Annotated in this window: 10 protein-coding genes; 8 read left to right on the plus strand and 2 right to left on the minus strand. The window is 74.0% G+C overall.

Annotated features, from left to right (window positions below; genetic code table 11):
• Positions 1-2 precede the first annotated feature (2 nt).
• From hypB to ACRWND_RS13935, 7 genes are all read left to right on the plus strand, one after another.
• Entirely contained in the window at positions 3-848 is an 846-nt protein-coding gene (hypB, locus tag ACRWND_RS13905; protein WP_431949049.1) for a hydrogenase nickel incorporation protein HypB, read from the plus strand.
• Positions 848-3,223 (plus strand): carbamoyltransferase HypF, encoded by a 2,376-nt coding sequence (gene hypF / locus ACRWND_RS13910; RefSeq protein ID WP_431949050.1) that lies wholly within the window; start codon positions 848-850, stop codon positions 3,221-3,223. Before hypB ends, hypF begins: the two co-directional genes overlap by 1 nt.
• On the plus strand, positions 3,223-3,519 hold the full coding sequence (locus ACRWND_RS13915; protein WP_431949051.1) for a HypC/HybG/HupF family hydrogenase formation chaperone: 297 nt from the start codon (positions 3,223-3,225) through the stop codon (positions 3,517-3,519). The genes hypF and ACRWND_RS13915 overlap by 1 nt, the downstream gene beginning before the upstream one ends.
• A complete protein-coding gene (gene hypD, locus ACRWND_RS13920; protein WP_431949052.1) occupies positions 3,516-4,640 on the plus strand; it encodes a hydrogenase formation protein HypD in 1,125 nt (374 codons plus the stop codon). Before ACRWND_RS13915 ends, hypD begins: the two co-directional genes overlap by 4 nt.
• Entirely contained in the window at positions 4,633-5,718 is a 1,086-nt protein-coding gene (hypE, locus tag ACRWND_RS13925) for a hydrogenase expression/formation protein HypE (RefSeq protein WP_431949053.1), read from the plus strand. Before hypD ends, hypE begins: the two co-directional genes overlap by 8 nt.
• A gap of 955 nt (positions 5,719-6,673) precedes the next feature.
• Positions 6,674-7,135 carry a hypothetical protein gene (locus ACRWND_RS13930; RefSeq protein ID WP_431949054.1) on the plus strand — a complete coding sequence of 154 codons (462 nt, stop codon included), beginning with the start codon at positions 6,674-6,676 and terminating at the stop codon, positions 7,133-7,135.
• A 220-nt stretch (positions 7,136-7,355) separates the two neighbouring features.
• Entirely contained in the window at positions 7,356-7,817 is a 462-nt protein-coding gene (locus ACRWND_RS13935) for a DUF5709 domain-containing protein (protein WP_431949055.1), read from the plus strand.
• Positions 7,818-8,078: 261 nt separating this feature from the next.
• On the opposite strand, the gene ACRWND_RS13940 is transcribed toward ACRWND_RS13935, so the two are convergent.
• Entirely contained in the window at positions 8,079-9,671 is a 1,593-nt protein-coding gene (locus tag ACRWND_RS13940; RefSeq protein ID WP_431949056.1) for an MFS transporter, read from the minus strand.
• A gap of 378 nt (positions 9,672-10,049) precedes the next feature.
• Between ACRWND_RS13940 and ACRWND_RS13945 the strand changes: the two genes are divergently transcribed.
• Positions 10,050-11,369 (plus strand): PP2C family protein-serine/threonine phosphatase, encoded by a 1,320-nt coding sequence (locus ACRWND_RS13945; protein WP_431949057.1) that lies wholly within the window; start codon positions 10,050-10,052, stop codon positions 11,367-11,369.
• 63 nt (positions 11,370-11,432) lie between these two features.
• Here the strand turns inward: ACRWND_RS13945 and ACRWND_RS13950 are convergent, their stop codons facing one another.
• On the minus strand, positions 11,433-11,840 hold the full coding sequence (locus tag ACRWND_RS13950) for an STAS domain-containing protein (protein ID WP_431949058.1): 408 nt from the start codon (positions 11,838-11,840) through the stop codon (positions 11,433-11,435).
• Positions 11,841-12,141 lie beyond the last annotated feature (301 nt).

Consider the following 12,141-nt stretch of genomic DNA (forward strand, 5'->3'; position numbering starts at 1 on the left):
CCATGTGCAAGGTGACCGATCTGCGCCAGTCCGTGCTCGCCAGGAACGACCGCGGCGCTCAGGCACTGCGGCAGGAACTGGCCGCCCGCGGGACCGTGATGGTGAATCTGCTATCGAGCCCCGGCAGCGGCAAGACGGCGCTGCTGGAGTCGGAACTGGGGCTGGCCCGGCTGCGGGGGGTACCCGTCGCGGCACTCACCGCCGACCTCGCCACCGAGAACGACGCGACCCGGCTGGCCCGCTCCGGCGCGCCTGTGCGGCAGGTGCTCACCGACGGGCTGTGCCACCTGGAGTCCGCGATGGTGCGCGCACACGTCGACACCTGGCTGCCGGAGGGCACCCGCCTGCTGTTCGTGGAGAACGTCGGCAACCTCGTCTGCCCCGCCTCGTACGACCTCGGGGAGTCGCTGCGCGTCGTGCTGGCCTCGGTCACCGAGGGCGAGGACAAGCCGCTGAAGTACCCCACGGCCTTCGGCCTGGCGCATCTGGTGGTCGTGACGAAGTACGACATCGCCGAGGCTGTCGGCTTCGACGAGGCGGCCTTCCGCGGGGCCGTGGCCCAGGTCAACCCGGGTGTGGAGGTGGTGCTCACGTCCTCGCGGGCCGGCGAGGGCGCGGGTGTGCTGCTGGAGCGGGCGCTGGCCGTCCACGCGGGAGCACCCGTGCACCGCCCGGTAATGGCGCGTACCGCGGTGGCCGACGGCCACGGGCAGGCCCACGGACACGGGGACGCGCACGATACAGAGCACGGACACGGGCATGCACACCCGCAGGAGCACCGGCACCCGCACGCGCGCCCGCACGGGGACGTCGTCGACCCCACCCGCTCTCCGGGCCACACGAACTGATGCCGGCTCAGCCGGAGTCCGCGGCCCCGAGCGCGCAACGCCGCCAGGTGCTGGTCCAGGGGGTCGTGCAAGGGGTCGGCTTCCGGCCGTTCGTGTTCGGACTCGCCCGTGAGCTGGGGCTCGCGGGCCATGTCGGCAACACCGGCGACGGGGTGGTCGCCGAGGTCGAGGGCACGCCCGCCGCCGTCGCGGCCTTCTGCGACCGGCTGCGGTCGGAGGCGCCGCCGCTGGCGGTGGTGGAGTCGGTGTCCCACCGCCCGCTCCCCCCGGCGGGCGGCACGGACTTCACCATCAGCGCCTCGCGCCCCGGTGGAGCGTCCTCCCGCACCCTGGTCTCCCCCGACACGGCCACCTGCGAAGCGTGCCTGGCCGAGTTGCGCGACCCCGCCGACCGCCGCCACCGGCACCCGTTCATCACCTGCACGCACTGCGGCCCCCGCTTCACCATCGTCACCGGCCTGCCGTACGACCGCCCCCACACCACGATGGCCCGCTTCCCGATGTGCGCGAGGTGCCGGGCCGAGTACGAGGATCCCGCCGACCGCCGATTCCACGCGCAGCCGATCTCCTGCCACGACTGCGGTCCCCGCCTGCGGCTCGTCCTGCCCGGCGCGGAACGTGCCGGGCAGGAGGGGGATCCGGTCGCGCGGGCGCGGCGGCTGCTGGCGGCGGGCGCCGTCGTCGCGGTGAAGGGCCTGGGCGGCTACCACCTGGCCTGCGACGCGGACAACGAGGAGAGCGTGCGGCTGCTGCGGCGGCGCAAGGGCCGGGGCGACAAACCGTTCGCCCTGATGGCGCGGGAGCTCGCGGACGTCGAGCGGCTGGCCCACCTGGAACCGGCGGAGCGGACGTTGCTGACCGGCGCCCGCCGGCCGATCGTCCTGCTGCGGCGCCGCGCGGGGGCGCGCGACGTGGCGGAGGCGGTGGCGCCGCGGGTGGCCGATCTCGGGTTGATGCTGCCGTACACGCCCGTCCACCATCTGCTGCTGGGGCTGCCGGGCGATCCCCCGGGGCCCCGGCTGCTGGTGATGACCAGCGGCAACCTGGGCGGGGAGCCCATCGTCACCGACGACGAGGAGGCGCTGGAGCGGCTGGCGGGCCTGGCCGACGCGTGGCTGGCGCACGACCGGCCCATCCACGTGCCGTGCGACGACTCGGTGGTGCGGATCTGCGACGGGGAGGAACTGCCCGTGCGCCGCTCACGCGGCTACGCCCCCTTCCCGGTGCCGCTGCCCGTGCCCGTCCGGCCGGCGCTCGCCGTGGGCGGCGACCTGAAGAACACCTTCTGCGTGGGAGAGGGCCGGCACGCCTGGCTGTCGGCCCACGTCGGCGACATGGACGACCTGGCGACCCTGAGCGCGTTCACCGCCGCCGAACGCCAATTGGAGCAGATCACCGGGGTCAGGCCGGCGCTGCTCGCCGCGGACCGGCACCCCGGCTACCGCTCGGTGGGCTGGGCGCGGCGCGCCGCGGGCGACCGGCCGCTGCGGCAGGTGCAGCACCACCACGCGCACGTCGCGGCGGCGATGGCCGAGGCGGGGCTGGACGGCACGAGCCCGGTGATCGGGGTCGCCTTCGACGGCACCGGATACGGCGACGACGGCGCGGTGTGGGGCGGCGAGTTCCTGCTGGCCGACTACGACGGCTTCCGGCGGCCCGCGCACCTGGCGTATGTGCCGCTGCCCGGCGGGGACGCGGCGGTACGCCGCCCCTACCGTATGGCGCTGGCTCATCTGCGGGCGGCCGGTCTGCCGTGGTCGCCCGGCCTGCCGTGCGCGGACGCCTGCCCGAAGGCCGAACGCGTGATTCTGGCAGCTCAGTTGGAGCGCGGACTGCACTGCGTCCCGACGTCGAGCATGGGCCGGCTCTTCGACGCCGTCGCCTCCCTGGCGGGCGTGTGCCACGAGGCCGGTTACGAGGCGCAGGCGGCCGTCGAGCTGGAGGCCGCGGCCGTGGCGGCGGGCGGGCTGCCCGCCGGGGGCTACGCCTTCGCGCTGCGCTCCGGGGCCGGCGCCGCCGGGGCCACCGCCTGCGACCCCGGGCCGGTGCTGGCCGCTGTCGTCGCCGACCTGGCCGCGGGAGTGCCCGCCGGGGTGATCGCCGGGCGCTTCCACCGGGCGGTGGCCGACCTGGTCGTCGGTGTGTGCGCCGCCCTGCGGGAACGCGAGGGCGTCTCGACGGTGGTGCTCAGCGGCGGTGTCCTCGCCAACGCGCCGCTGTCCTCCGCGTGCGCGCGCGATCTGCGCGCCGACGGGTTCACGGTGCTGCGGCACCGGCTCGTGCCGCCCAACGACGGCGGTCTGGCGCTCGGCCAGCTCGTCGTCGCGGCCCGCGGCGGCCGCCCGACCCCCCACCCACAGCGAGGAGACAGCTGATGTGCCTGGCGGTACCCGGCAAGGTGCTGGAGATCGAGGATCGTGACGGCACCAGGATGGCGACCGTCGACTTCGGCGGCGTGGTGAAGGACGTGTGCCTGGAGTACCTGCCCGACCTGCGGGTCGGCGAGTACGCCATCGTCCACGTCGGCTTCGCGCTGCAGCGGCTCGACGAGGAGTCGGCGCGGCAGACGCTCGCCCTCTTCGGCGATCTCGGGCTGCTGGAGGAGGAGTTCGGCGACGCCTGGCAGCAGGCGTCGGCCGAGGCGGGAACGACGGCGGAGGCGGAGCGGTGAAGTACATCGACGAGTTCCAGGACCCGGAGCTGGCGCGGAGACTGCTGGACGACATCCACGCGACGGTGACCAGGCCCTGGGCGCTGATGGAGGTGTGCGGCGGCCAGACCCACACCATCATCCGGCACGGCATCGACCAGCTCCTGCCGAAGGAGGTGGAACTCATCCACGGCCCCGGCTGCCCCGTCTGCGTGACCCCGCTGGAGGTCATCGACAAGGCGCTGGAGATCGCCTCCCGCCCCGGGGTGGTCTTCTGCTCCTTCGGCGACATGCTGCGCGTCCCCGGCACCGGGCGCGACCTGTTCGGCGTCCGCGGCGAGGGCGGTGACGTGCGCGTCGTCTACTCGCCGCTCGACGCGCTGCGGATCGCCCGGGAGAACCCGGACCGGCAGGTCGTCTTCTTCGGCATCGGCTTCGAGACCACCGCCCCGCCCAACGCGATGACGGTGTACCAGGCGCGCAAGCTCGGCATCGGCAACTTCAGCATGCTGGTCTCCCACGTCCGCGTCCCCCCGGCCATCGAGGCCATCATGCGCTCGTCGGACTGCCGCGTGCAGGGTTTCCTGGCGGCCGGTCATGTCTGCAGCGTGATGGGGACGGAGGAGTACCCGCCATTGGCGGACGGCTTCGGTGTGCCCATCGTCGTCACGGGCTTCGAGCCGCTGGACATCCTGGAGGGCGTACGGCGCGCGGTGCGGCAGTTGGAGCGCGGTGAGTTCCGGGTGGAGAACGCCTACCCGCGCGCCGTCCGCCCGGAGGGCAACCCCGCGGCCAAGGCGATGCTCGCGGACGTCTTCGAGGTCACCGACCGCGCCTGGCGCGGGATCGGCGTCATCCCCGACAGCGGTTGGCGGCTGTCGGAGCGCTACCGGGAGTACGACGCCGAGCACCGGTTCTCCGTCACCGGCATCACCACGAGGGAACCGGCGGCCTGCCGCAGCGGCGAGGTGCTGCAGGGGCTGATCAAGCCGCACCAGTGCGAGGCGTTCGGCGGTGCCTGCACCCCGCGCACCCCGCTGGGCGCCACGATGGTCTCCAGCGAGGGGGCCTGTGCCGCGTACTACCTCTACCGCCGGCTCGGCGGGACGACCACACCCTTGGAGGCGAGCCCCGTTGGCTGACAGCGTCGACATCGCGAGGACCCCCGCGGCCCCGGACTTCTCCGGCTGGACCTGCCCGGTGCCGCTGCGCGACCAGCCGCGGGTGGTGATGGGCCACGGCGGCGGGGGCGTGCTGTCTGCGGAACTCGTTCGGCACGTCTTCGCCCCGGCCTTCGGCGGCGAGGCGCTGTCGGCGCTCGCCGACTCGGCGACCGTGACGCTGGGCGGGGCCCGGATCGCGTTCTCCACCGACTCGTACGTGGTGCGGCCACTGTTCTTCCCCGGCGGCAGCATCGGCGACCTCGCCGTCAACGGCACCGTCAACGACCTGGCCATGAGCGGGGCCAGGGCCGCTTTCCTCTCCTGCGGCTTCATCCTGGAGGAGGGCGTGGAGATGCCGGTGGTGGCCCGGGTCGCCGAGGCGCTCGGCGCGGCCGCGCGCACCGCGGGGGTGGAGGTCGTCACCGGGGACACCAAGGTGGTCGAGGCCGGTCACGGGGACGGGTTGTACATCAACACCGCGGGCATCGGGCTGGTCCCCGAGGGGGTCGACATCCGTCCGCAGCGGGCCGCGCCGGGTGACGTCGTCATCGTCAGCGGGGAAATCGGGGCGCACGGCGTCGCCGTGATGAGTGTGCGCGAGGGCCTGGAGTTCGGGGTCGAGATCACGAGCGACACGGCGGCGCTCGGCGGCCTGGTCGAGGCGGTGCTGCGCGTCACGAAGGACGTGCACGTGCTGCGTGACCCCACGCGCGGCGGTCTCGCCGCCGCCCTGAACGAGATCGCGGCCGCCTCGGGCGTCGGCGTGGCCCTGCAGGAGCGGGCGGTGCCCGTGCCGCCCGCGGTCGCCAACGCCTGCGCGGTGCTGGGTCTGGACCCGATGTACGTCGCGAACGAGGGCAGGCTCGTGGCCTTCGTGCCCCGCGCGGTGGCCGACGAGGTGCTGGCCGCGATGCGCGCGCACCCCCTGGGGGCCGACGCGACCGTCATCGGCGAGTGCGTGGCGGAGCACGCGGGCATGGTCGTCGCCCGTACGGGCCTGGGCGGGACGCGCGTGGTGGACCTGCCGCTGGGCGAGCAGCTGCCCCGTATCTGCTGACGCTCCCGCCACGCGGGCACCCTGGCCGGGCGGGGGCGGGTGCCGTCCCCGCCCGGCCCTCCCCTGCGTTTTGTGTTGCCGGGTCGTCGCGGGCTCCTCGCGCCGCCGGAGACCGGGGGAACCGGGTGGTCTCCCTTGCCGACGGCCGCCCCTCCCCCAACGGGACGCCGGCCATCGCGACAGGCCCCGAGGGCGCCCACCGCCCCTCGGGCACGATCTCGCCGGTGCGCGCGCTGAGGGCCGCGGGGACTCCGTGCGCCTGAGGAAGGCACTGCTCCGGACCGGGGGCCCGATGGCCGGCGGAGCGGGCGGCCTGAGCCGCGGATCGCGGCACGGCACGTTCCTTGGGGATCGCCGTGGTCCTCGTCGCCGCGCCCTCGCCCCGCCCCGATGCGGAACAACTCCGGCTTGCCGTCATGGTGTTGAGCGGGTTCCGCATGGCGATCAACGGCGTGGACAGTGGGTTCCGAAGGGTCAGCCGGGGCGTCCGCGCCGTCGGGGACGTATCCCAGGGGCCCCACGAGAACGGCGGCAGCGGAGGGGGACCGGGTAGCCGGACCGAAGCGACCGGGCGGGCGGCGTCCGTCCCGGCGACGCCCTCGGCGCACGCGCGCCGCGCGCCGCACCCGCGCGGCACGGGAGGCATGCGGTGGGACGGCGCGGCGGGGGCGACGGGTCGGCCGACACGCTCGTGACTGTGCGTCAGTCCTTCGTCGTCGCGGATCTGGCACCGCGTCACCTGTACGCCGGAAGCCCCCGCTTGCTTGCCGGCGATGCCCAGGCACGCGTGTGACCTGGAGGGACGCGCGGCGCCGGCAGGCACGCTCGGCTGTGCGGGTGGGATACGGCGTCGTCCTCGAGTGGCGCGCAGAGCGGGCCGCTGTTTTGCTCCGCGTGAGCCGCCCGTCAACGGGACGGCTCTTCTCTCCCACTGTTTCGACTCGGAGGCTGCCTCATGCCTACAACACGCGTTCTTGGCGGTGTCGCCATGGCCGCGGCCCTCATCGGTGTCACTGTTCCCTCTGCTTCCGCCAGCGACATCTCCGATGCGTGGGTCACCCCCTACTACGCCGTCCCCGGCATGCGGCTGACCGTCACGACCACGGCCTGCGGTCGCGACGCCAACTACTCCAAGGGCCAGTCCGAAGCCGGCGGCCAGGTCAACCTGCTGCCCCTGGGCAGGAGCGGCCTGCTGGCGGGCAGCTTCCGCGTGCCGAAGAACACCCGGCCCGGCTGGTACACCGTGACGGTGCGGTGCCCGCCGCGCATCCAGACCAAGGCGTCCTTCCGCGTGGTCGGCGGATTCGGGCGCGGATTCTCCGGCCTGGACCGCGGCTTCTCGGGTTCGGGCCGAGGCTTTTCCGGCCTCGACTGCGACGACTTCGGCCTTGCCGGCCGGCGGTCCGGCGGTCGCTGATCAAGGGGCCCGGCTCTTCGGATCGCCGCCCCGGCCGCCGCGCACCCAGACGGTGGCGCGGCCGGGGCGGCGGGGCCCGCGCGGACACCCCGCACCGACATCTTTCACGCTTCCAGGTGGCGATCGGCGTCCGGACGGATGAATGTGGAGGAAAGAGGGGGCGCGCGGCCCGCGAGGCGGCCCGCCGCGGTCGTGGCGGCGCGTGAACGAGGAGACGGACATGCGAGAGAACGAGATGGGTGACGAGGTCTACCAGCCGGACGGGTCAGAGGTCCAGGACGACGCCGGGCTGCTGGAACCTGAGGACACCCTGGACTACCACGGTGTCGACCAGATACTCGACGAGGGCTACTCACCGCCGGAGCGGCCCTGGGCGGTGAACAAGCCCGCCACCACAGCGGCGGGCCGCCTGCGGGGCGAGACACTCGACGAACGCCTGGCCGAGGAACTCCCGGACCTGCCGATCCCCGACGGCGACGGCATCGGGGACACCTGGGACACCGACGGGGAGCTGATCGACGGCGAGGTCGGCGGGCCCCGCGCCGGGCGGCTGCTCGCCCCCGACGAGGGGACCCACTACGACACCGAAGGGCTGGTCGCCCAGGACATCGGCATCGACGGGGCGGCCGCCTCCGCCGAAGAGGCCGCGATGCACCTCCTCCCGGAGTCCGAGGACTACTGACCCCGTCCCGTCCAGGCAGCGCACCGCTCACCCGACCTCAGGGCCGCCCTCCCCCGCACCGCTCCCACCGCCCGGCGCCTTCCCCCGCGCGGGCGGCGTTCCACGCACGGGCACCTCACCGCTCTCCAACGGCGGCCCGTCGATCGCGCAGTAGTGCCTGCACTCCGGGACCGGCTCCGCCGGCTCCCCTGGCGTCTCACGCAGCACATCCGACCCGGAGACCGACCAGGCCGATCCCGGTGGTCTCGCCGGAGAGCCCGCTCACCCGACCTCAGGGCCGCCCTTCCCCGCACCGCTCCCACCGCCCGGCGCCTTCCCCCGCGCGGGCGGCGTTCCACGCACGGGCGCCTCACCGCTCTCCAACGGCGGCCCGTCGATCGCGCAGTAGTGCCTGCACTCCGGGACCGGCTCCGCCGGCTCCCCTGGCGTCTCACGCAGCACGTCGGAGCGGATGCCGAACCAGGCCAGCAGCGCGCCCACCACCAGCATCCCGGCGCAGATCACGACGGCGACACGGAAGCCGCGGCCGAAGGCGGCAGGGTCCCGGTAGTCGTCGCCGGAGAGTCCGGCCAGCAGCGGCAGGGCCGCCACCGCGAGCAGGCCCGCCGCCCGCGCCACGGCGTTGTTCACCCCGGACGCCGTGCCCGCGAGCCGGACGTCGGCCGCGCCGAGGACGGTGGCGGTCAAAGGGGCGACGGTGGCCGTCAGGCCCAGGGCGAAGACGCACACTGCGGGCAGGACGTCGGCGGCGTAGGAGGTGTCGGCGCCGATCCGCAGCATCAGCAGCAGGCCGACAGCGGAGACCGCCGGGCCCACCGTCATGGGGATGCGAGGACCGATGCGCTCGGCAAGTCGGCCCGCACGCTCGGACAGCGCCAGCATGATGACCGTGATAGGCAGCAGCGCCGTCCCGGAGGCCAGCGGGGAGTAACGGGCCTGCGTCTGCAGCTCCAGCACCAGGAAGAAGAACAGGCCGCCCAGTGCCGCGTAGACCGCGAAGGTGACCAGGTTCGCCGCGGTGAACTGGCGGTTCGCGAACAGGCTCGGCGGCAGCATCGGGTGCGGGCTGCGCCGCTCGGTCACCACGAATCCGGCGAACGCCGCCAGGCCCACGGTGGCGGCGACGGACACGGCCGCGACGTCCGGGTGGCTGCCGCCCGCGGCGATCAGGGCGTAGGTGACTCCCGCGAGCCCGACCGCTCCGAGCACGGCGCCGGCCGCGTCGAATCCACCGGTGGCGCACTCGTCGCGGCTCTCGGGGACGTGGCGGGCGGCGACGGCGACGACCAGGGCCGCCAGCGGGAGGTTGATGAAGAACACCCAGCGCCAGCTGACGGCGTCGACCAGCCACCCGCCGAGCAGCGGCCCCAGCGCCCCCGCGATGCCGCCCAGGCCCGACCACACGCCGATCGCGCGAGCCCGGTCCTGGGGCGCGAAGGACGCCTGGATCAGCGCCAGCGAGCCGGGGGTGAGCAGCGCCCCGCCGACGCCCTGCAGCGCGCGGGCGCCGATCAGCACCTCGATACCGGGCGCGACACCGCACAGCAGCGACGCCAGCGCGAACCACACGGTGCCGACGATGAAGAGCCTGCGCCGCCCGAAGCGGTCGCCGAGCGAGCCGCCGAGCAGGATGAGGGCGGCGAGGGTGAGGGTGTAGGCGTTGATCGTCCACTGGAGGCCGGCGAGAGTGGCGCCGAGATCCTTGCCGATCGTCGGGAGGGCGACGTTGACGACGGTGCTGTCCAGGAGCGTCATGCCCGATCCCAGGACGACCGCCACGAGGACCCAGCGTCCCTCCGCCCCGCCCAGCGTCAGCGTCCCGGTCCGGCCCGCTGTGTTCGCGGCCTCTGTCATCGCAGCCTCCGCCATCCCCGCCGTGACCCGCGGTCCTCACCGAATCTACCCCGGGGGCACGGCGGTCGCGTGGGGGTGCGAAGCGTCCGTGGCACGGCGTCGTCGCAGGCCCGTCGCGCCCTTCGGCCGGAGGACGGCGCGGCTTCACCGGACCGGTGTCGCACGCCGCTCCGGTGCCCCCGGGCAGGGCGCCGCACGGGTGCGAGAAGTCGTCCAGGCACCCGCGCACGGGATACGCGCCGCGGCGCCGTCGCCCACAGGACGCGCGCGGTGGACCGGTGTCGCACGCCGCTCCGGTGCTTCCGGGCAGACGGGCGCGTAGGGTGACGTGACAGGGTGACGTGACGACGGCGCCCGTCGGCGCCGGGAGGAAGCACCATGGCGCACAGCCGGCGGCACAGGCGGGGGCGTGGCCAGGCCGAGCACGGCGTGGCCGTGCGGGTGCCGCAGCGCGCCCTGGACCGGTGCCGGCTGCGGCACCTGCTGGACGCCGTCGGTGCGGTCAGCGCCGACCTGGACACCCGAACGGTGCTGCAGCGCATCGTGGAAGCCGCCACAGACCTGGTCGCCGCGCGCTACGGGGCGCTGGGGGTGCTCTCCGAGAGCGGCGAGGTCGTCGACCTGATCACCGTGGGCGTCGACGACCCGCGGGCGTGCGCCGCCATGGGTCTGCCGCAGGGTCACGGGCTGCTGCACACGATGGTGGACGAGCAGCAGCCGCTGCGGGTGGCGGATGTGGCCGCGGATCCTCGCGCGGCCGGCTTTCCGTCAGGGCATCCGGTCATGGGGACGCTGCTGGGCGTCCCGCTCATCGTGCGCGGCACGGTCTACGGCGATCTCTATGTCGCCGACAAGCTCGACGGCAGGCCCTTCGACGATGACGACGACGGTCTGCTGACGGCTCTGGCCTGTACCGCGGGCGTCATCCTCGAGAACGCCCGCCTGTACGAACGGCTCAAACGCGCTGCCGAGCACTTCCAGCACCGCATGCTGCCCGTCCTGCCCGACCTCTCCCCGCTCAGCGCCGCCGCGCGCTACGAGCCGGCGTCCGAGCTGCCGAAGCTGGGCGGGGACTGGTACGACGCCGTGGTCCTGCCGGACGGCGCGGTCTGCGTCGTGGTCGGTGACGTGACCGGCCACGACATCGAGGCCGCCTTGGTGATGGGTCAGATCCGCAGCATGCTGAGGGCGATCGTCCTGGACCGGGGCGGCCCGCCCGGACTGATCGTGTCCCGGCTGGACCGCGCGTTGACGATGTTCGCCGAGTCACCCACGGCCACCCTGGTCCTCGGTCGCATCGAGCGCGGCCGCGGCGGGGGCGGGGAGTCCACCTTCAGCTGGAGCAACGCCGGGCACCTGCCGCCGCTGCTGGTCGGCGCGGACCGCAGCACGCGCTATCTGGCGCCCGCCCGGCACGGGATCCCGGTGGGCATCGACGCGTCGGTCTCCCGGTACAGCCATGAACGCGTCCTGCCGCCCGGCAGCACCCTGCTGCTGTTCACCGACGGACTGGTCGAGCGCCGCGACCAGGACATCGACACCGGCCTGGCCGACCTCGCCGAGCAGGCCGCCCGCCTGGCCACGGCACCGCTGGAGGAACTCTGCGACAGCGTGCTGGGCCGCAGCAGTCAGGCGCGCGGTGACGATGTCGCCCTGCTGGCTCTGCGCACGCCCGCGGGCGACGGCCCGGCACGGTGAGACGGGCGCTTCACCCTTGCCGGGCACACGGTTCCACACGCAGCGACAAGGCGCCGACGGGCCTCAGCCCGAGGTCGGATGCGGCCAGTTCGCGAGGCTGCCGGGCGAGGGGGCGGACTGCGTCGCATCGGCAGCCGTGGGATAGATCTCGTAGCTCTCGCGCATGCCGGTGAGTTCGAGGATGCGCAGCAGCCTGCTCGAGACGGACGCCATGCACAGCGAGCCGTCGAGTTCCCGCACACGTTTGGTGATCGCCACGATCACGCCGAGCCCCATCGAGTCCATGAACGTCACGAAACCCAGGTCCAGGACGAAGTGGCGGCGTCCCTCGACGAGAAGCCCGAGCACCGCTTCGCGGATCATCGGGGCGGTGTGCGCGTCCACGTCGCCGTCGACCTCGACCACGGTCCAGCCGTTGACGACGTCATAGCTCACCATCATGCTCTCGTGCCGGACGATGTTCGTTCGCATGGTCGTCCCTCGTCACTTCTTCGGACGGCACTTCTCCGGACGGCACTTCTTCGGACGCCGCGGGACCCCTGAGAGGGTTATGCCCGGAGTCGTCGGTTCACACCCGGACGCATGCGGCGAACGCGGATCCGCGGCGCCCCGCGGACCGGCGCGGACTCCAGCGCCGCGTTCGCTCGCGGCACTGTCCGCCGGACGGGACGGCGCGCGAACCCCGTGTGCCGTCCCCGCAGTTCGGACAAGGCAGGGGCTGAGCGGGGGGCGGCCGTGCCGGCCTCGACCGCGCCGCGCGTCTCGCCCGTCA

This window comes from Actinacidiphila sp. bgisy167, assembly GCF_965342175.1.
In the GTDB taxonomy this organism is placed as follows: domain Bacteria; phylum Actinomycetota; class Actinomycetes; order Streptomycetales; family Streptomycetaceae; genus Actinacidiphila.